This window comes from Labrenzia sp. THAF35 (assembly GCF_009363595.1).
In the GTDB taxonomy this organism is placed as follows: domain Bacteria; phylum Pseudomonadota; class Alphaproteobacteria; order Rhizobiales; family Stappiaceae; genus Roseibium; species Roseibium algicola.
This window is the reverse complement of record NZ_CP045380.1, coordinates 3505066-3525050: the sequence shown is the minus strand read 5'-3', so window position 1 is coordinate 3525050 and position 19985 is coordinate 3505066. Positions and strand designations below refer to the sequence as shown.

Below are 19985 nucleotides of genomic sequence, written 5' to 3'. Positions count from 1 at the left end.
ATCTTGAAGGGCGTCTGCCGGTCAGGTTTCGCTGTCGGACGGGAAAACCGTTCCGAGCGAGCGCCAGTCCTTGCCGGCATTGTCGGCATCGGCGTTCCAGTCCCGATAGGAATTGATCGTGTCCGGCACCTGGGCCGGCCACCAGCAAGGGTCCGAGCAGCCGTAAAGATCGGCCTCCATCGGTTGGCACAGGGCGGCGACACCGCCGAACGGGTCGACTTCCCAGCCGGGATCGAGGGTCGACGTGCAGCCAACCACAACGGTCTGCATGGCCCGCACTTCGTCCATCTTGTCGGTTTCGACCGCAGTGACGACGCGGTCGGCTTTCTGGTTCAGGGGTTTCAAGTGTCTCATTTGCCGAATGCCCTCCGAGGCATGATGTGATCCGAAAAGAAGGCCGGAGCGCCGGCGATCAACTCGCCATAGACGCCGATGCCGAAATCCACCCAGTCGCGCATGAGGTCGCAATAGTGGTAGGTCGGCTTCATCGGATCGGAGAAATGGGCGTAACTCTCGTGGTAACAGCCACCCGCGCAGATGTTGCGGATGCGGCAGGTGGAGCAGCCCTTGTCGGTGCGGTCCGCCCGGTCCTCGATGAAACGGGCGAGCTTCTGCTTTTCGATGCCGCCGTCGACCGTACCATAGGTCTCCATGTCGGACCCGGTGAACCGATGGCAGAGATTGAGACCGCCCTCGTGATCAACCGCCAGCATGCCGAGCCCTGCCCCGCAAGGCAGTGCCTTTGACCGGCCTTCGTAAAGGTCGTTCATGAGCTGGTGCATGTTGGAAAAGCCGATGTTGCGGCCAAGAAGCGCTTCATCCCGGTAGTGCCGTCCGAGACGTTTCATCTCGTCGAACACTGTCTGAAGCTCGTCGCCGGTCAGGTTGAACGGCGCGATGGGACCGGAGGTCACCGGCGAGAAGCCGACTTCATGAAAGCCGATTTCGTTTTTCAGGTGATCCCAGATCTCGTAGACGGCAGTCACGCCATGGGTCAGCGTCACTCGCCCGCCGACCGGGCGGGAGGTGTAGCGTTCCAGCAGCATCCTGGTCTTGGAGGCAACGACGTTGTAGGTGCCCTTGCCGCCTACGGTCTTGCGGTTCTTGTCGTGAAGCGCCTTCGGCCCGTCCATCGAAACGGTCAGACCGAACCGGTGGGTATTGAGCCAGTCGACGATTTCCTCGGTCAGAAGCGTCGCGTTTGTCGTCAGGGTAAAGTCGACACGCTTGCCGAGATTGCCGAAGCGGTCTTCCGCATAGGCAACGACTTCCTTGATCAGGGCCAGGTTGCTGAGCGGTTCGCCGCCGAAGAAGACAACATTGTAGCTGTCCCGGTCGGGGCTTTCCGCCAGCAATAGTTCGATCGAGCGCTTCGCCGTCTCGAACGCCATGCGCCGGCCCTTGGACGGCGTATCCAGATCCTCCTTGTAGCAATAGGTGCAGGAAAGATTGCAGCCCGTGTTGACGTTGAGAACGATCGTCGTCAGCGGGAAGTTCTGGATATGGATAGGCGGCCGTTCCGCCCGGGGCGGGCGGCCGTCGGTGATAATGTCGAGATCGAGAAACGCACGGATTCGCTCTGTCACCTCGAGCGGATCGACCCGGCCGCTGAACCGTTCCCGGACATCGGCTTCGGAAACCCTGGTCCGGTCTCTGAAGAGGTCGATCACGTCATTGTCGAGCCGGTCGATCTCGAACAGAGATGTCGTCGGCACGTGGAAGAGCAGATGGCGTCCGTCCACTTCGACCCGGTGCGCATTCTGCGGCTGAAAAAAGAGATATCCCATGATTACAAACTCCTGTTTCAGCGGATCGGGGGATCGTTCCAGCGCTGCACCGTGACGATGAGCTGACCTTCGCCGGTCGCCTCGCCGCTGGTTGCCAGCACCTTCAGATTGCCCGCATTGTTGGTGGAGAACGGACGCTCGGTATTCGGACCTGCAACGCCAGGCATGAAGATGCCGAGCGTTTCATCCATCACGCCTGCATATTCCGTATCTTTCAGGTGCTCGGCCTCTTCGTTGAAAGGCGCAACCGACCAGGATGCCGGCACGGAGCCGATGCGGATATCGTCCTCGGTCCCCGGCTGACCGTCCGGACCATTCCAGTAACCGACCGCATCGAAGCGGGCGGGAACCTTGCCGGCAGACCCGCCACCGCCGCCGACACGGGCAACGGCAAAGGCCGGCTCCACCTTGAGGCTGTCGACATGGCTATAGACCGCCAGCGTCTCATCCGTGGTGGCGTCTCCGGACGCAACGGTGATCAGGCCATCGGTATCCGCCGCGGGAGAGACTTCAATTGCGGATCCATAGGCGTTGGTAGCGCCGCCGGTGGCTTCAAGAGCACCGCTGAGGGCAACATCGCCAAGCCCTGTGCCGACGATCTGGACCGTAGCGCTGCTGCCGGCCGGAACCGTGGACGGAACGACGCCGACGATCGCAGGAGCACCGCCAGCCCTGGCCGCCCTGAACGCACCACCGAGGCTGTCTTCGGCATGCAGGAACTGGCGGCCGCTCAGGCTGCTGCCGTCTTCGGAGATCGCCAGGATCTGCCGGTACTTCGTTCCGCCGATGTCCAGGTTGGCGCGCCATTCGTAGCCGGTATAGACGTTCAGCTTGCCCTCAAGGGTCAACTCCTCGCCGCCGACGGTCATCAGCGTACCGGAAACCGTATAGGGCTGGCTGTCACCGGAAACCTCAAGCGTGCCGTAGGCCTCGCCCTTCTCCGGCAGGCTGGTTGCGAACACCCAACTTCCAGCGGCCTCAGGCTTCTGTGCCTCGAGCCACGTGTTCCAGGCGTCGGACTCGAGCGGATAGCGCTCAGCCAATAGCGGCACCACTTCCTCGCGAGCCAGTTTCAGCCATTCACGATCACGCCCGAGCGCCTGATATTCCAGGGTTGGCCATTGACCGACATGGAAATCGATATGGAGCGCCCATTCCTCCTGGGTGCGCCGCTGAAGCTTGAAACGAGCGGCTGAATGGCAACGAGAGCACATTTCGCCGAGCGGGGCCTCGACCTCTTCCATATGCGCAGGTTCACGTTCCAGAACGTAACGCAGCCCTTCGGTCTCGCTGGGGGCAAGACCTTGCGTGTCCGATAGGTAGTGCACCAGCTCGCTCTGCACGGCAGGCTCTATTTCCATGCCATGGAAGAGCCGCATGCGCACGATGGTCATCAACCAGCCTTCCGGCGTCTTTCGCTGACCGCTGATGCGGCTGAGCGCACCATTGTCGTCGGCCATGTGACAGCCGCTGCAATTTTCTTCCAGAAGCGTGGCACCGTCCTGCGCCCCCGCCGGAAGAGGCATCAGAAGCATGAGTCCGGCAAGGCCGGCCAGATGCCCCTTTCGCATTCGTTTGATCATGCTGTTTCCCTCGTTTTGGTCTGCTGTTGTTTTGTGCGGCTCATCGAGCCATGCAGTAGTCCGCGACTCTCAAGCCAGCCGAAGGCGGCCTTGAGCGCGGGAGACGGTGCGCCTGGCGGTGGCTGCGCCAAGGCGGAAGACGGAAAGAAAGGCTTCAGGTCGCCCACTGGAATGCCCGCGACATAAGCAACGCCGCCGGGATCCTGCGGCGTCACCAGCACTTCGCGCTCGACCAGGCGGTTACTTTCGACGACAACGCGCTTGTGCAGGCTGGTCTCGAACACGGTCGGATGGGACGGTTCGTCATCCGGCCATGAGACCCGTTCCGCCCAGAAAGGATTGCCGGAAAGGCCTGTTTCCAACCGGTAGAAATCGCGCCCGGTTCGTGCCTGACGCCAGAAGGTTTCCACGACGCGGTCCCGGTAGAACCGGGTGGCAAGATGGCTTCCTTCATCCAGGTTCTCGAGAATGGTCAACACGCTCGGCACCGCAGAAAGCGCGGACGACAGGGCCCAGAACAGGCCGTGACCGGACAAGGGATCGATAGCAACCGCGGCATCGCCAACAGGGATGACCGGCAGCTTCAACCGGGGAGCTGCCAGAACAAGACCAGCCGAGCGGGCAATCAATGGATCCTGGAAGACGAGGTCAGAGAACCGGCCAGCAAGTTGGTCCTGGGAAAGGAACCGGGCCATTCGTTCCCGCAAGGCTGCTTGTCCGGCTCCAACGAGATCATCCGCGCCAACGGAAATCTGCAGCCAGCGGCCAAAACCCGGATCTTCCGCAACCCAGAGCCAGCCTTCAGGGGTGGCCTCCACATGGGTGCCGGCGGCACCTGCAGCTTGCGTGGCCAGTCCTGCAATTGCCAGGGTCTGTGGTCCCTTGAGGCGCTGGGCGGTAGAAGTCTGCCGTCCGCGTGCGTCGATCAACAGGCGAGCCCGGATCTCCTCACCAGTCGTAAGCTTCAACACGACGCCCTGCTGTTCGTCGGATTTCAGGATCCGGCCAAGGCGCGCCTGCCGGGTCTGTGCACCTGCCTCAATGGCTGCACGCCTCATGGCCTCGTCGAAGACATGACGTCGAACCAGCCGCTCGCCATTGGCCGTTCCGGTGAGGCCAGCCCATGTCACGTGTCGGGGTAAGGGGTCGCTGGCAGCACCCAGCGTGTTGCCAAGTCCCTTGGCAATAAGAAGCTGCGCCACCCGCTCGCCGAGGCCTTCCAGCCTGGGCCGGCAGGTTGCCGGGTCGATCAGGAGCACGCTGAGCCCGGCACAGGCCAGCTCACGCGCTGTGAATGCACCGGCGGGTCCACCGCCGGCCACTGCCACATCGATGCAGGTCACCAAATCTGTTCCCTCGTCCGGACGCCCAAGTTTTCAAGGTGCTGAACCGGATCTCTCTGTACCTGCCATTAGAGAGAGGGCTTTTTCGTACTTCTCGACAATTTCGGCCAATCTTTGCCGGCCTATTGAAATCCCGAACTGGTCAATTGCAACAACTCCGGAACTCTGCTGTAGTTGAAGCTTCCACTTGCTGTTTACTGCGGCAGGTGGGCCAAGCGGGACTTTCGGGAGAGGCGGGGGTCATGCCAACAGGTGCCACGATCATCGCAGGTGCCTTGAGCGGTCTGCAGTCAATGCTGATCGACAAGGGGCTGGAGCCGGCAGCTCTGGGACGCCAGAGCGGCGTGCCTGTCGACGCCTGGCAGGACGCACACTTCGAAATCCCGCTTTATGCGTTTGTCGAGATCTACGAGCACGGCGCCGCCATGCTTGGCCAACCCGGCATCGGCTGGCAATCTGGCCCCAGGCTCGACCTTCACGACCTCGGCGAACTGGGCGAAGCCCTTCTGACTGCGTCCACCGTCGGTTCTGCGTTGCGCACGTTCGAACGCTTCATCAAATTCATCCAGAGCGAGACGGATCTGCAGCTGACCGTTGAAGACGGCGTTGCCACCCTCACCTATCGTATCCTCAATCCGGATATCTGGCCGCGCAGGCAGGATGCGGAATTCACGCTTTCCGTCCTGACAGAGCTCATCCGGCGTGGTGCCGGACCCAACTGGCAACCGGACCTCATCTGCTTCGAACACACGGCGGCGCGCCCGCTATCGATCTGGGCGGAAACCGCGGGCAGCTTCTGCCTGTTCGACTGTGAAACGAACGCGCTCAGTTTTCCAGAAAAGGTTCTGTCCGCCTCAATGCCACGCGACAGTGGCGGTGGTCATCGCAACGCCCTTGCCAGCTTGAGCGAGGCACTTGCCAACAAGGCCCGCACCAAGTCTTTGACCGCACGCACACGCACAGCCATCTACGAAGGGCTCGGCGCCGGGACGTCCGACCAGGAAGCCGTTGCCCGGCGCCTCGGCCTGTCGCGCCGCAGTCTGCACAGGCATCTGGGTGAGGAAGGCTTGCGCTTCTCCACGCTTCTGGACGATTGCCGCTACCGGATAGCCCGCCATGCCCTTGTCGACACCAGTCATTCCCTGGCGCAGATCGCTTTCGAACTGGACTATTCCGACCAGACCGCCTTCGAGCGGGCGTTCAAGCGCAAGACCGGCATGACGCCGAAGCAGTATCGGCAAAGCTACGGCCGAACGCCTGCGCGGTAGCTGACGCCTGAAAGACAGACCTACAACACGTATCTCGCCTCCACGCCACTTACAGCGCCCCTGCAAGTTCGGGATGCGAATAGGCCTGCGGATAAGGCATTGGCCGGAACGGCCCTAGCGGCACGACGTTGTTCCAGGAGCGCCCGAAATACCCCTGCCTGCAATGGACCAGCGAAGAACTGTCGGCAACACCCGGCAAGGCATGCACCCGACACAGCCAGTGCCAGAGATTGGGATAGTCCAGGATCCGCGCGCCGTTCAACTTCATGCGCACAAAATAGACCGGGTCGTGCCGATAAAGCGTCGGAAACAGCCTCAGGTCGGCTTCCGTAAAGCTCTCCCCGGTAAGAAACGGTCCACCATTCGCTGCCAGCCGGTCTTCCAGCTCTGCCAGCATGGTGAAGTAACTTTCGTATGCTGCCGCATAGACGCTCTGGTCGGAAGAAAAGCCGGCCTTGTAGGCGCCATTGTTTATACGTGTGTAGATTGCCTCGTTCAGGGCATCGATCTCCGACTGCAAATCCACATCGTTCGGATAAAGGTCAGGCCTTTTTTCCTGAACTATCGTACTGCCCAGCGCCCCGGCATGCGCGCTGAGCATGCGGATGATCTCGGCGCTTTCGTTGTTGACGATGCGCTGTTGCTTCTTGTCGTAAAGAACCGGGACGGATCGTTCATCAGACCCTTCGGCGCGGTATATCTGTTGCACCAGGCGCAGCCCCTCGCCCGTCGCCGTTTCCTCAGTGCATTCCGGCAAGGGCGCACCCGTCAGGCTCGCAATCCGTCCGGGATTGAATTCCCAAAGGTTCTCCCCTGCCGGATCGTCTTTTTCAGTCCGACCCGGAAAGGCGACATCCATGGAAACACCCGACTGAAGCCCGAGGATGTTTCGGGCAAGCGTTACACGGTGGCACCAGGGGCAATTGAGTGCGACAAAGAGATGATATCTCCCGGGTTCGGCCGGGAAATCCGCATCGCCGATAGCAGACCGAAAGCCGCTCACGCCGCGCACGAACTCTCCTTGCGCACGTCGGCCGGCCGCATCAGACTGGTTTTCTTCCTTGGACAAATCGGCATTCGGCTTGGGCATCGTTTTCCTCCGGGGCTGTCAGTCTAGAACCAACTAGCGGCCGGGAGCAAAACCGCACCCGGCCGCTAGTTGCTGTTATCCGCGCAGGCGATGGTGAAGGATGATCGGCACTGCCAATTCCTCTTCATCACTCAGGTGGCGCGCCAGCAGGCTTTCAATCGTCCCGGTTACCGGCTGCAGCTTGCCGGCTTCCTCGCGCGCCTGCGCTTCGTCCAGCTGGACCAGCTTGATGGCGCGATTGGCGGTTCGCGAGAGCTGGAACAGCATCGCGTCCAGCGCCTCGTGGTCCTTCTCCAGGATCTCCAGTCCCCTTTCGAAACGCGGGTCGGCCTCACAGAGTTCCGGAAAGTAGCTCTTGTCTTCCCAGGTGTGGTGGCCATGGAGATTGCGTACCAGCAGATCGCCGTAACGAGAGAGCCTGGAAGCAAAATCGTCCGGGTCTCTCAGCTTCTCCATATAGGCTTCCGTTTCGAGCCGAACCAGTTCCGCCAACTGCCGGAACATCACATGTGCCCCCAGCCAGTTGCTGGTTTTCTCCTTGAAACCTGGATGTGTCTCCCAGGTATCGCGCGGACACGCATCCAGCAGAATGCGCATGTCCGCGGGCATTTCCGTGGTGCGAATTTCAATATCTGCGTTCATGACGTTTCCAATCTGATTGTTGGCGGGCCGGATCGGAAGACACCTGGCGTGAAACGATCCGGCACTTCAGGTCTTGCCACAGATAGGAAGTTGCATTTTTCATAACCAGATATCAAAATCAGGGATCAACGTTCTGATTTGGAGAACACTTGGGACAGATAGAAGACCTGCGCCTTTTCGTTCAGGTGGTTGCCAGTGGCAGCATCTCGAAAGCCGCTGGAGAACTCGGCATTGCCAAGTCGGCCGTCAGCCGTCGCCTGTCCCTCCTGGAAGATCGCTATGGGACACGTCTCGTCGACCGCTCGCCCGGCCATTGGGACCTGACCGAGCCCGGGCGCGAACTCTTTCAGCGCGCGAGCCGCGTCGTCAGCGATGTCGACGATATCGAGGACGATTTCCAGAGCAGCGGAACAGCCCCTTCCGGACCCTTGTCGATTTCCATACCCAGAGATTTCGGCCACGGTTTCCTCAATGCGGCGCTGATCGATTTCCAGGCTCGCCACGCGTATATCCAGCTGACCGTGGATTTCGATGACAGGCTGGTCGATCTGGCCAGAGAGAACTACGACTTTGCGATCCGTATCACCGAAACACGGCCCGAAGATGCCATCACGTTGAAACTGGGTACCGTGGAGCATTGCCTCTTTGCCAGCCCCGACTACTTGCGCCAGCACCCTGCACCGCAATCGATCGAAGATCTGCAGCAGCACCGGCTTCTTCATTTCGGCTGGGCCAGGCGGACCGTTTGGGAGTTCCAAACGCAAAAAGGAAAGCGCCAGCAACTTGAGTTTCAGCCCGCACTCAATTCCAACAGTGGCGCGTTCCTGCTGGATGCAACCATCCAGGGGCATGGCATCAGCCGGCTGCCGGATTTCATCGTGACGGGCGCACTGGCAGCCGGACAGCTGGTGCCCCTGTTACCGGACATCGCTGTGCCGGCATGGGGCATCTATCTGCTCCACGCCCGCGAACGCCGCCTCAACCGTCGCATGCGCCTGTTTGCGGAGGAGATCCGGGCAGCTTGTCTTTCCGGCCTTGGCAACGAGCCGCAAGTCCCTGCCCCGGACTGAAACCCTTCCGCACTGAACCCCATGCAACCCGAAGTCTAGATCAGCCACGCCCCACGAACGGCATGCCGGTTGCCATTACCGTCAACGTCAGCACATTGGCATCCAGCGGCAGGCTGGCCATGTAGGTGACGGCATTGGCGACGTGGGCAGGGTCAATGGTCGGCTCGGAAGCGGTTTCGCCATTTGCCTGCAGCACACCACCGCTCATCTTGGCCGTCATGTCACTGGCCGCGTTGCCGATGTCGATCTGGCCACAGGCAATATCGAAGGGACGTCCATCCAGTGCGGCCGATTTCGTCAGGCCGGTAATGGCATGTTTGGTCGAGGTGTAGGGAGCCGAATTCGGTCTTGGCGTCGTGGCCGAAATCGAACCGTTGTTGATGATGCGCCCGCCTCTTGGTTCCTGCGCCTTCATCATCCGGAACGCCTGCTGGGTGCACAGGAAGGCACCAGTCAGGTTTGCTGCCAAGACAGCGCTCCATTCCTCGAAAGAAATATCTTCAAGTGGAACGGACGAATTCGAAATCCCTGCGTTGTTGACCAGGAGATCGAGCCTGCCGAAAGTCTTCGAGATCTCCTCAAAGAGCGCCTTCACAGATACCGGGTCACCGACATCCGCGGCAATCCAAGAGACTTCATTGCCGCTGTTGCGGGAGAGTTCTGTCGCAGTCTTTTCCAGGACATCCTTGCGGCGACCAGTGATCAGAACCCGCCAGCCGGCGCGGCTCAAACCAGCGGCAACTGCCTTGCCGACCCCCGTGCCGCCACCGGTCACAAGCGCGATCCTTCCCTTCACGTCAAATCCGTCTGCGGTCATGGGTTTCTGCCTTCCAGTTCATCTTCGATATGTATGCGGATGATGTCGTCAAAGCTCGTTTCCGCCTGGAACCCAAGCTCCAGCGCACGCCTGGCATCGAAATTCCTCGGCCAGCCCTCAACGATCCGTGCAATAGCCTCATCCGGTTCCCGGCGGATAAGCCTGACAGCCTTTTCCCCCGCGACCCGCCGCAAGGCCTCGATCTGCTCCCCGACAGTGGCGGAAAGACCCGGCAGCGTGACCGTTCTGCGTGGACCGATCCCAGCAGCGTCCATCCGTGCGGCATGAACGAAAAAGCCGACCGCGGCACGTGGGCTGGCAAACCAGTGGCGTACGCTGTCATCCACCGGCAGAACAGCTTCCTGCCCGGCAAGCGGCTCGCGCATGATGTTGGAGAAGAACCCCGAGGCCGCCTTGTTTGGCTTGCCCGGGCGAATGCAGATGGTTGGCAGGCGCAGGCCTATGCCGTCGAAAAAGCCCTTGCGGGAATAGTCGGCCAGCAGAAGCTCGGTGATCGCCTTTTGCGTGCCGTAGCTTGTCAGTGGCGTTGTAAAGAATTCATCGCCAATCTTTTCGGGAAACGGCTGACCAAACACTGCAATCGACGATGCGAAGATCACCTTCGGAAAATACGGCTCGCGAGCGCCTTCGATCCGGATCGCCTCAAACAATTCGCGGCTGCCGTCGAGATTGACCGCATAGCCCTTTTCAAACTCCTGCTCCGCTTCGCCGGAGACGATCGCCGCCAGGTGAAAGATGACATCGGGGCGCGAAGCGACCAGCGTCCGGGCGGCTCCTGCCTTCGAAAGATCGACGGTGACTGCCTCGGCAATACCGGGCAGCGCCGCTGGTGCGGTTGGCGAAACGGCATCGGCCAGCGTCAGCCGGGACACTTCAAAACCAAGAACCTCCGGCTGCGCAGCCAGCTTTTCGACCAGCTTGCGGCCAACCATACCGGCAGCGCCGATGACGAGAACATGCATGGAGGGTCTCCGCGGAACTTGATGGCAGGAACGTTCCTCGGGAGACTTGCGGAGATTGGACGGAAGGGCAAGGCGGATTAAGCGGAAAGGTGTTCTCCCGGCCGAAACACAACCTGAAAGACTTTACATTCGGCCAGTGAGCGGCCCGCAAAAAAGGTTATCCCCCTGAGCCGATTGCGCAGATCAGGGGGACAACTCGGTGGCTCAACCCGCCTTGATGAAGTTTTCCAATTTGCCCAATGTCTGCTGTCCAAGTTCCACAGCGCCAAAGCCCTTGGCTTCCTGGAATTCCGCAGCAGTGCTGAAGACCATGCCGAGCGTGATCTTCGTTGCGCCGTTTTCTTCCTCGAACGAGGCCCAGGCGTCGGCATGCTTCGGGCCATTCTCGCCCCAGAGCAGCGTATAGCTGAGCCGTTCATTTGGCCGGACGTCCGTATAGAGATGGTGGTTCGGAAAAACCGTACCGTCAGGTGCGATCATGTCGAACACCCACTCGCCGCCCGCGCACAGATCAATCCGGGTGGTGCGGCAGGAAAAGCCGTCCGGCCCCCACCATTGCGGCAGGGTTTCGGGGTTCATCCAGGCGCCCCAGACAACGGACCGCGGTGCACGGATCACCCGCTGCAAGATCATCGTGCGCTCAGCAGCGCCGGCCAGATTGTCCAGGCCAGCATTGAAGCCGTCCCGATATCCGCCTTCCATATTCGCGGCCAGCGAGGAAAGCTGCACGGTTATGGACAAGCGGCTGCTTTCACCCAGATCCGCGATCGAAGCCGTAACCAGCGCGACGGACTGAGTTTCACCTTCGCACGAAATCACCTCGTAATTCACGCTGCGCAGAGGTGGCTGAAGGTCCAGCCAACCGCATTCGCAGCGCATATCCGGCTGACCATCCACCTTGCAGAGCGAAATTTCGCGTCCGCCCACCCTGGTGTCGGCTTCGAGAAATTCCACGGTAACGGCGGGTGACGGTGCCGCCCAGACAGCCCTTGCCGCCGGAGCGGTCCAGGCCTGCCAGAGGGTTTCGGCAGGGGCGGCCATGTCGCGTTCGAAGACAAGCGTCGCAAATCCGTTTCTTCCCTCGCCAGCCGCGTTGGAGGCAGTGTTGTTCAGAACCACGCTCTGCGTCATTCTCCGTTCTCCTTCATCACGTTCATTACAAACGCATCCAACCTGTCGAGGCGAGCCTCCCAGATGGCGCGCTGTTCATCGATCCATGTCCGCACCGGCTCCATGGCTTCCGGAACGATGGCGCAGGTGCGTATGCGTCCATCCTTGGCGGTGGTGATGAAACCTGCCTCCTCCAGCACGGAAAGGTGCCTCATGACCGTCGGCAGCTTCAGTCCGGTCGGCTCCGCAAGGTCCGTCACCCGCGCCGGGCCACTTGCGAGCCTTGTCAACATCGCGCGGCGCGTCGGGTCGGACAGCGCGTGGAACAACAGGGAGAGATCAGGATCATGCTTAGCCATATTGCTAAGTATTTCAAAATCCACATCAGGCGCAAGGAAAAACTTCGTCAATTAGCTAAGTTTTAGCCTGCGGCGGGCAGCACGACTGAAAGAAAAGTCTTTCAAGTCATATAGTTATAACCGAACCTTGAAAATTAATCGCAAGAACGAACCTGGCCAATCTGCCGTCCGTCTCCCTGACTGCAGAAGCCAACGTGCTTCGCACCCCGTCATCCCATTAGCAAAACCCGAGCCGGCATCCACAGCCCCATGGCCGTCATCATCAGGCTTTCGGTCAATGAAACAAAGCCGAGCGGAACGGAGGAACTGCCGCCAACGCAGGCGCATTTCAGTTCCCGTTTCTCCAGATAGACCGCCTTGAATATGCTGATAGCGCCAATCAGACCAATAAAGAAGGAAACCGGCGCCGACAGCCAGACCAATGCACCGGCCGTCATCAGGATACCGGCGAAGGCTTCGGCATAGGGATAGATCCTGGAATAGGGAACCCAGCGCCGCGCCAGCAGGTCGTAGTTGAGAAACATCGTGGAAAAACTCTCCACGTCCTGCAGCTTCTGGATTGCGAGGATTGTCATGGAAAGCGACACGAACCATTCCACGGCCCGCAAGCTGAGCAGCGCTCCATATTGATGCCAGGAGAGGCCAAGCGCCAGAAGCAGGGCCACTGAAAAGATGGCGATCACAGGCCGATAGGTCGTGTCGCTACGCTCTTCCTCGGGTGGATCGAGTTTGAAATAGACGCGCAAGGAGTCATAACCCCCGATCCGCTTGTTGCCGACGAAGGTTTGTGGGGTCGTCTCGACACCGTGTTTTTCCATGAAGGCGTCAGTCTCCTCACGGGTGGTGAGGTGATGATCTTCAACCTCAAAGCCTTGCCGTTCCAGAAGGTCCTTCGATTTCAGGCCATAGGGACAGATGTGCCCGGGCATGACCATTCGGTAAAGCCTGGCGGTCTTTTGCTCGTCAGTGCCGTTCATCGGAAAAGCTCCTCAGTCAAACGGGATCCGACCGGGAAACGACCACTCACTTCAACATGATATTGATTGCGCGAGCATGCCTGTTCCGCACCGGCCGGCTGAAGTTTTCTGACAGGCAAACGCAGCGAGCCACGGATGGTTGCGAGGCTCAGCCTCCACCTGGATACATCGCGCTTTCCAGCACGTCATAAACCTGGCGCTCGCCCATCTGGCTGACATTGAACCTCAGGAACCCGGTCATCGTCTGCGAAACACTGAAGACGTTGCCGGGGGCGAGCACGACGTTCCGGCGCAGCGCCGAGCGGGCAATGGCGGCTGCATCCCGGCCGTCCGGCAGACTGCACCAGAGGTAAAAGCCACCCTTGGGGCTGAGCCAGGGCGTTATACCGAGCCGCTCCAGCCTGTCGGCAACCTCACGCCGCTTCTTCGCAAGGCGCACCCGCAAGGCTTCCATGTGCTTGCGATAACTGCCGTCGCTCAGGACGCCATAGACAAGATCGCTCGCAACCGGTCCCGGGCCACCGAAATTGGTGGCCACTTGCAGGTCAACAAGAGCCTCGATCCAGTCCGTTCGAGCGGTAATGTAACCGCAGCGCACGGAGGCAGACAGGGTCTTGGAAAAGCTGCCGATGCGGATGACACGCTCCAGTCCATCGAGAACGGCAAGGCTCGGCAGGGGTTCTGGCGCAAAGCTGCCGAAAATATCGTCTTCTATCACCACCAGGCCGTGGGCTGTCACAAGGTTCAGGACCTTGTGCGCAACCTGGGGCGAGATCGTCGCGCCGGTGGGATTGTGAAGGCCGGAATTGGTGATGTAGAGCTTGGGCTTGTGCCGGGTCAGCGCTTCTTCGAACAGCTCGGTATCCGGTCCGCTGCGCGTGAACGGTACACCGGCAACCTCCACCCTGTGCGCCTTCAACAGCGCCTGAAAGTTGAAGTAACACGGGTCATCGACCAGAACCGTGTCGCCCGGCCGCAAAAAGAAGCGGCAAATGAGGTCGATGGCCTGTGTTCCCGATGGCGTGAGCAGCACCTGGCCCGGGTTCACCTCAAGGCCTTCCTCCGAGAACTGCCGGGCAAGCAGGTGGCGCAGGTTCAAAGCACCCCGTGTTTCGCCATAGTCGAACAAGTGGCCACCGCCGGTACGCGCCAGCGCTCGCAAGCCACGCTGCATGGCCTCGCTTGGCATCCAGTCCGCCGGCAGCCAGCCACAGCCGGGCTTCAGTACATCCGGCCCGGCATCGAGCGACTGGCGCGACACCCAGAACGGGTCGATTTCCCGGTCAAGCTGCGGTCCGACGTCGGCGACCGAGAACGGACGGGCGGCATCGGCAACATAAAAGCCGGAGCCTCGACGGGCATAAATGATGCCCTCTGCCGCCAGCCTGTCGTATGCGGTCACGACTGTTGACGGCGACACCCGCATGGTCGCGGCAAATCCGCGGATGGACGGCAACTTTTCACCCGGTTGCAGCAAACGGCTGGCGATCTTCCGCTTGACGGCTTCCATTACCGTGGCCGTCCGTGTGTCCTGTTCCATTCGTTTGTCCGCTGAAGTGTATGGCAAGTGTGTACAGTACAGTTTTGCAAAATTGTATTGCACTGTCTCTGTCCTGACCAGCCCCGCCGGATTATTCCTGCCCCTGCAACGTGTCGTCATGGACGTTCAGGAAGAGGCTACGTTCGGCAAGCCTCGCTTTGTCTGCCTGCTTCTCGGCTTCGCAAGAGAGCAGGACGGATGCCACAGCCTCCCTGACACGCCTGGCACCTTGAAAAACAAGACAGCAGAAAGACCAGATATGCAGGCATCGATGGCAGGATGGGGCAGCGGGCTCCTGGGCGTTCTCATTTTCAGCGGCTCCCTGCCGGCAACACGGGTTGCGCTCAGTGGTTTCAACCCGATGTTCCTGACGTCCGCCCGTGCCGTTGTCGCGGCGCTCCTTGGCATTGCGTTGCTGCTAGTGCTGCGACAGGCCCGGCCGGAGCGGCGCGACGTGATCTCGCTGCTGATTGTTGCAGCCGGTGTCGTTGTCGGCTTTCCGCTGCTGACGGCGCTTGCCCTGCAACATGTCACTGCGGCCCATTCGATTGTCTTCATTGGCCTTCTGCCCCTGGCAACCGCCCTGTTCGGCATGTTGCGCGGGATGGAGCGCCCAAAGCCCCTGTTCTGGGTATTCTCCTGTACAGGCAGCGCGGCTGTTGGCGCCTATGCGCTGTCACAAGGTGCGGACCTTTCACTCAAGGGCGATCTCCTGATGCTGGCGGCGGTCATTGTCTGCGGCTTCGGTTATGCAGAAGGTGGCGCCCTCTCCCGCCGCCTTGGCGGCTGGCAGGTCATTTCCTGGGCGCTTGCCCTTTCGCTTCCCGTCATGGGTACGCTTGCACTGCTGACATGGCCGGACAGTTTGACAGGCATCGAAATGCCCGCCTGGGTCGGGCTCGGCTATGTCTCGATTTTCTCGATGCTTGTGGGCTTCATCTTCTGGTACCGGGGCCTCGCCATCGGCGGCATTGCAGGTGTTGGCCAATTGCAACTGCTGCAGCCCTTCTTCGGGTTGATGCTGGCCAGCCTGCTGCTGCATGAACCGGTGTCTTCAACCATGCTCCTCGTCACCACCCTGGTGGTGGGCTGCGTTGCCGGCGCCAAGCGCTTCGCCTGAAGCCTCTTTTTTCCGACCCGCCGCACACGTCTTGCCCAACCCGAATTCGCTTCCGCCCCCCGGAGAATTTTGCAATATGGTTCCGTATCGTGAAATTGCCTCCGCAGGGGCGTACCGGCGGATTTCGGCTGAATTGACTTAAAGGAAAAATGACATGGGTTTCTTTGATTTCGTGAAGGATGCGGGAAAGAAGCTGTTCGGCGATGACGAAGCGCCGGAAGCAAGCGCTGGAGCCATCGAAAAGGAAGTTGCCGACCTCGGTCTCGATGGCGACGTCAAGGTTGAAGTCAGCGGCGACACCGTCAAGATCGCAGGCGCCGCCCCCACCCAGGAAGCCCGTGAAAAGCTGATCCTTGCCGTCGGCAACGTGCTTGGCATTTCCAAGGTCGAGGAAGAAATCACCGTCGAGAGCAGCGAACCGGAAGCCAAGTTCCACACGGTGGTCAAGGGCGATACGCTCTGGAAGGTTGCCGAGGCGGCCTATGGCAACGGCGCAAAGTACCAGGCGATCTTTGAAGCCAACAAGCCGATGTTGTCCGATCCGGACAAGATCTATCCGGGTCAGGTGCTGCGCATCCCCGCTCTCTAAGACCGAATTTCCGCAAGCCACGGCGTCCCCGTGGCTTGCCTCCTTTTCCGGGTGTCACCCGTTGCGCTCCATGTCCGCCCGCAGGGCCGGCACCGCTCAGAACCTCTCTCCAGGTATATTTTCCGAGATGCCCGGTGGCCATACGTCTGGGGCAATCTTGCAGCTGCGCCCTCGACTTTTCCGCTTTTCAAAAGGCAGCACAAAACTGTCGGATAGAAATCTGAGTATTTTTTTCAAGTTTTTTACAAACCAGCCTCGACACCACCTGTAAAATTATGATTATAAAGCTCAAGTTTTCTCATTCAGTGGATTTGGGGCGGTTTTCGGATGGTGCGCCGGCTGAGCCACAGGCTTGTCCAATCGGTAATACTGCTGTTCCTGGTGTCCATTGCCGGCTTTGCCCTGTTGCGCCTGTTGCCGGGGGATTTTGCTGAAGTACTGCTGTTGTCCCAGATGGACGGCACCTTGCCGGATGCGGCTGCGGTCGAGCGATTTTCAGCCGAAAACGGCTTTGACGATCCCCTGCCCGTTCAATACCTGCGCTGGCTTGGCAATGTGCTGACAGGGGATCTCGGCACTTCCTTCGTTACCGGAGAAAGCGTTTCCGCCGATATCCTGCTGCGGATACGCCAGTCACTGATCCTGGCACTGCTGTCGATCGGCCTTGCCCTTGTCCTTGCAGTGCCGATCGGCTGTTTTTGTGCCTATCACGCCGGCGGCCTTGCGGATCGTCTATTGGCGGCGGCAAGCGTTGCCGGCCTGTCCATTCCCAATTTCTGGTACGCGCTGCTGCTGGCGCTTCTGTTCTCGCTTACGCTCGGCTGGCTGCCGAGCTCGGGCCACGGCACGATTGCACATGCGGCGCTGCCGGCGCTGGTCATCGCGACCACCATGACCGGCGTGATTGCGCGCTTCGTGCGGGCCAGGCTCTTGGACGAGTTCCACCATGCCTACATCCGCACGGCCAAGGCCAAGGGCCTGAGCCAGACGCGGATCCTGCTGCATCATGCCCTGCCCAACATCCTGCCTTCGCTCCTGACCCTGACCGGGTTGCAATTCGCCCGCGCCTTTGACGGCATGATCATCGTGGAAACGATCTTCGCCTGGCCGGGCATCGGCAGCCTGCTGGTCGCTTCGCTGCTCAACCGTGACTACCCGCTGATCCAGATCTGCTTCCTGGTGATCGCCTGCGGCTACATCATCATCAATCTCCTGGTCGATTACCTGGTGACGCTGGCTGACCCGCGCGTGCAGGAGGCGATCTGAATGGCAAGATCCCGACGCCTGTTTCAGACAAGACCTGATGCACAGAGCCGAGAAACGCGTGCAGGACTGCTGGCCCTTCTCATCCTTCTGATCGTGCTGGCACCGCTCGCAGCGCCCTATCCGCCGGACCAGATAGACATCCTGAACCGTCTTGCGCCTCCGGGCTGGCAGCATTTTCTGGGCACCGACCAGATGGGCCGCGACGTCTTTTCCCGCCTCCTTTACGCCGGCCGCCTCACAACCGGCGCGGCCCTGCTGGTGGTGCTGGCGTCCGCGCTCACCGGCACGCTGCTCGGCTGCATCGCCGGCTATCTCGGCGGCTGGCCGGATCAGCTTCTGATGCGCTTTTGCGAGGGACTTTCTGTCCTGCCAGCACTGGCGATTGCCATGATCATCGCCGGTGTCATGGGTCTTGGCCTTGCCGTCGTGCTTCTGGCGCTCACTGCGGTGCACTGGACCGAATATGCCCGGCTGGTGCGCAACATGATCCTGGTGGAACGGGCCAAACTTTATGTGCAGGCGGCTGAAGCGCTCGGTTCGTCGCGCAAACGCATTGTCCATCGCCATCTGCTGCCGAACATTACGGCGCCTCTCCTGACCATGGCCGCCTATTCGCTCTCCTGGGTCATCCTCGCCTTTGCCGGGCTCAGCTTCCTTGGCCTTGGCGTGGAACCTGGAACAGCCGAATGGGGCCGGATGATCGCCGATGCGCGCAACCACATGCGCAGCCATCCGCATCTCGTCCTCGCCCCGGGCCTGACGATCACCGCGTTCGTCATGCTGGTGAACCTGCTGGGCGACGGCATCGGCGACCACATGCGCGCCCGCCACACCAACCTTTTGACCTTTCGAAAAACAATCCTCAAACCAAGGAGCTGATCCTCATGATCTCCCGCAGAACCCTGGGCCGTCTTGCCGTTTCCGTGGCAACGGCCGCCATGCTGAACCTGCCGCACATGCCGGCGCAGGCCGAAGGCAGTTCAACGCTGACCGTTGCCACAATGTGGGAAGCCCTGCCGCTGTCGATGAAACCGCGCCGCAGCCGGTTCTTCAACGAAAGCGAGATACTGGACACTCTGGTAAAACTCGATTTCGACATGAAACTTGTGCCCGGTCTTGCCACGTCCTGGGAACGCGTTTCACCCAATGTCTGGCGCTTCCAGCTGCGTGACGGCGTCACCTTCCATGACGGCAGCACTTTTGACGCGGAAGCCGCAAAGTTCTCGCTGGAGCGAGTGATCGCGTTGCTGCCCTATGCATCCGACCTGCTCAACATCAAGGAAATCCGCGCCGTATCCGGCCTTGAACTGGAAATCGAGACCAACGAACCTTTCACAGCCCTGCCAAACCAGCTGACCGACGCCATCACCGTCATCTACGCCAAGGCCTCGTTCGACGAGAACGGCGAGTTCGTGAAGCCTGTCGGCACCGGTCCCTGGGTGTTCAAGGAGTACCAGAAGCAGGACCGCACCATCGTTGTTCGCAACGATGACTATTGGGGCCAAGCACCCAAGCTGGAAGAAATCGTCTACCGCTACATACCGGACCACAATGCCCGCGCGCTGGCCCTGGAAACCGGCGAGGTCGACTTCGTCGTCCACCTGTTGCCTTCCGATGTGGAACGCATGAAGGCCGACGAAAAATTCGAAGTCTATGCCGAGCCGAGCGCCGGTCTTTATTACGGCGCTTTCAATGCCGGCGAAAACAGCGTGCTGCATGATCCGAAGGTCCGCCAGGCGGTCAACCTGATGGTTGACCGGGAAATCCTGGTCAAAGGGGCGCTCGACGGCATCGGCAAGCCGGCCTGGACTTTCTTTCCGCCGGAATTCCCGTGGGCCGCACCAGAGCTTTCAGCCTATTCCTTCAAACCGGAAAAAGCAGCCGGGCTTCTGACCGAGGCCGGTTACGAGAAAGACGGCACCACCTGGCAGAAGGACGGCGAGCCTTTGAGCCTGCGTATCCTCAGCTATTCCAGCCGCGCCGAAATGGCCACGATCAGCGAGACAATGGCTGCGCTTCTGCAGCAGCAGGGCATTTCCACGAAGCTGGAAATGTACACCTGGGAAGGCATGCTCGATCTCGTCAAGCAGAGCCACTATGACGTTTCCGTCGTCTTCTGGACCCCGGAAATGACCGGTCATCCGGATCTGCACCTGAAGTCGCAGTTCCATTCCAAGGCGGGCCTCAACTACCAAAACTGGGCAAACCCGGAATTCGACGCGCTTGTCGACAAGGGCCGCACGCTGGAAGAAGGTCCGGAAGCTCTGGAAACCTACGCCAAGGCACAGGAAATCCTGCAGACCGACGCGCCGATTATCCCGCTGGTTCACAAGATCTATGTAGCTGCCTCTAGCGAGAACGTCAGTGGCTACAAGGTCCATCCTTCCGGCTTCTTCTACAATTTCAAGGCCGTCAGCAAACAGTAACTGCGCCTGACCTTT

Annotated in this window: 19 protein-coding genes; 7 read left to right on the top strand and 12 right to left on the bottom strand. The window is 60.3% G+C overall.

The genetic code is table 11. The features are described from left to right. Nucleotides 1–21 precede the first annotated feature (21 nt). Genes qhpC through FIU93_RS16100 form a run of 4 tightly spaced genes read right to left on the bottom strand, consistent with a single transcriptional unit; the run spans nt 22 to nt 4713 of the window. Nucleotides 22–354 carry a quinohemoprotein amine dehydrogenase subunit gamma gene (qhpC, locus tag FIU93_RS16115; protein WP_006932572.1) on the bottom strand — a complete coding sequence of 111 codons (333 nt, stop codon included), beginning with the start codon at nt 352–354 and terminating at the stop codon, nt 22–24. Further along, entirely contained in the window at nt 351–1787 is a 1437-nt protein-coding gene (gene peaB / locus FIU93_RS16110; protein ID WP_152506151.1) for a quinohemoprotein amine dehydrogenase maturation protein, read from the bottom strand. The genes qhpC and peaB overlap by 4 nt, the downstream gene beginning before the upstream one ends. Nucleotides 1788–1804: 17 nt before the next feature. Beyond that, entirely contained in the window at nt 1805–3370 is a 1566-nt protein-coding gene (gene peaA, locus FIU93_RS16105; protein WP_173017342.1) for a quinohemoprotein amine dehydrogenase subunit alpha, read from the bottom strand. Then, nucleotides 3367–4713 carry a lycopene cyclase family protein gene (locus FIU93_RS16100; RefSeq protein WP_209010143.1) on the bottom strand — a complete coding sequence of 449 codons (1347 nt, stop codon included), beginning with the start codon at nt 4711–4713 and terminating at the stop codon, nt 3367–3369. Before FIU93_RS16100 ends, peaA begins: the two co-directional genes overlap by 4 nt. Nucleotides 4714–4955: 242 nt before the next feature. Between FIU93_RS16100 and FIU93_RS16095 the strand changes: the two genes are divergently transcribed. After that, nucleotides 4956–5981: an AraC family transcriptional regulator gene (locus tag FIU93_RS16095; protein WP_152506149.1), complete on the top strand. Its 1026-nt coding sequence runs from the start codon at nt 4956–4958 to the stop codon at nt 5979–5981. A 49-nt stretch (nt 5982–6030) separates the two neighbouring features. Here the strand turns inward: FIU93_RS16095 and FIU93_RS16090 are convergent, their stop codons facing one another. Both FIU93_RS16090 and FIU93_RS16085 read right to left on the bottom strand, forming a co-directional pair. Continuing rightward, nucleotides 6031–7071 carry a glutathione S-transferase C-terminal domain-containing protein gene (locus FIU93_RS16090; RefSeq protein WP_152506148.1) on the bottom strand — a complete coding sequence of 347 codons (1041 nt, stop codon included), beginning with the start codon at nt 7069–7071 and terminating at the stop codon, nt 6031–6033. A gap of 75 nt (nt 7072–7146) precedes the next feature. Beyond that, nucleotides 7147–7713: a hemerythrin domain-containing protein gene (locus FIU93_RS16085; RefSeq protein WP_152506147.1), complete on the bottom strand. Its 567-nt coding sequence runs from the start codon at nt 7711–7713 to the stop codon at nt 7147–7149. A 149-nt stretch (nt 7714–7862) separates the two neighbouring features. On the opposite strand from FIU93_RS16085, the gene FIU93_RS16080 reads away from it, so the two are divergent. Beyond that, entirely contained in the window at nt 7863–8783 is a 921-nt protein-coding gene (locus FIU93_RS16080; protein WP_152506146.1) for a LysR family transcriptional regulator, read from the top strand. A 40-nt stretch (nt 8784–8823) separates the two neighbouring features. On the opposite strand, the gene FIU93_RS16075 is transcribed toward FIU93_RS16080, so the two are convergent. The 6 genes from FIU93_RS16075 to FIU93_RS16050 form a co-directional block, all read right to left on the bottom strand. Next, nucleotides 8824–9600, bottom strand: a complete 777-nt coding sequence (locus FIU93_RS16075) for an SDR family oxidoreductase (RefSeq protein ID WP_152506145.1) — start codon at nt 9598–9600, stop codon at nt 8824–8826. After that, nucleotides 9597–10583 (bottom strand): D-erythronate dehydrogenase, encoded by a 987-nt coding sequence (gene denD, locus FIU93_RS16070; protein WP_152506144.1) that lies wholly within the window; start codon nt 10581–10583, stop codon nt 9597–9599. Before denD ends, FIU93_RS16075 begins: the two co-directional genes overlap by 4 nt. 204 nt (nt 10584–10787) lie before the next feature. Then, nucleotides 10788–11714 (bottom strand): SRPBCC family protein, encoded by a 927-nt coding sequence (locus tag FIU93_RS16065; protein ID WP_152506143.1) that lies wholly within the window; start codon nt 11712–11714, stop codon nt 10788–10790. Beyond that, the gene (locus tag FIU93_RS16060; RefSeq protein ID WP_023000773.1) at nt 11711–12052 is read right to left on the bottom strand and encodes a metalloregulator ArsR/SmtB family transcription factor; all 342 of its coding nucleotides are present in this window, start codon (nt 12050–12052) and stop codon (nt 11711–11713) included. Before FIU93_RS16060 ends, FIU93_RS16065 begins: the two co-directional genes overlap by 4 nt. Nucleotides 12053–12261: 209 nt before the next feature. After that, nucleotides 12262–13029, bottom strand: coding sequence for a glutaredoxin (locus tag FIU93_RS16055; RefSeq protein ID WP_286202362.1), 768 nt, complete (start codon nt 13027–13029; stop codon nt 12262–12264). A gap of 148 nt (nt 13030–13177) precedes the next feature. Further along, complete coding sequence (locus FIU93_RS16050) at nt 13178–14569, bottom strand: PLP-dependent aminotransferase family protein (RefSeq protein ID WP_152506142.1); 1392 nt, start codon at nt 14567–14569, stop codon at nt 13178–13180. A gap of 259 nt (nt 14570–14828) precedes the next feature. Between FIU93_RS16050 and FIU93_RS16045 the strand changes: the two genes are divergently transcribed. From FIU93_RS16045 to FIU93_RS16025, 5 genes are all read left to right on the top strand, one after another. Then, nucleotides 14829–15689 carry a DMT family transporter gene (locus FIU93_RS16045; protein ID WP_152507615.1) on the top strand — a complete coding sequence of 287 codons (861 nt, stop codon included), beginning with the start codon at nt 14829–14831 and terminating at the stop codon, nt 15687–15689. A gap of 154 nt (nt 15690–15843) precedes the next feature. Continuing rightward, nucleotides 15844–16278, top strand: coding sequence for a peptidoglycan-binding protein LysM (gene lysM / locus FIU93_RS16040; protein WP_023000769.1), 435 nt, complete (start codon nt 15844–15846; stop codon nt 16276–16278). A 327-nt stretch (nt 16279–16605) separates the two neighbouring features. Continuing rightward, complete coding sequence (locus FIU93_RS16035) at nt 16606–17544, top strand: ABC transporter permease (RefSeq protein WP_152506141.1); 939 nt, start codon at nt 16606–16608, stop codon at nt 17542–17544. Further along, nucleotides 17545–18423 carry an ABC transporter permease gene (locus FIU93_RS16030; RefSeq protein ID WP_152506140.1) on the top strand — a complete coding sequence of 293 codons (879 nt, stop codon included), beginning with the start codon at nt 17545–17547 and terminating at the stop codon, nt 18421–18423. Between the two features lie 5 nt (nt 18424–18428). Next, nucleotides 18429–19970 carry an ABC transporter substrate-binding protein gene (locus tag FIU93_RS16025; RefSeq protein WP_209010142.1) on the top strand — a complete coding sequence of 514 codons (1542 nt, stop codon included), beginning with the start codon at nt 18429–18431 and terminating at the stop codon, nt 19968–19970. Nucleotides 19971–19985 lie beyond the last annotated feature (15 nt).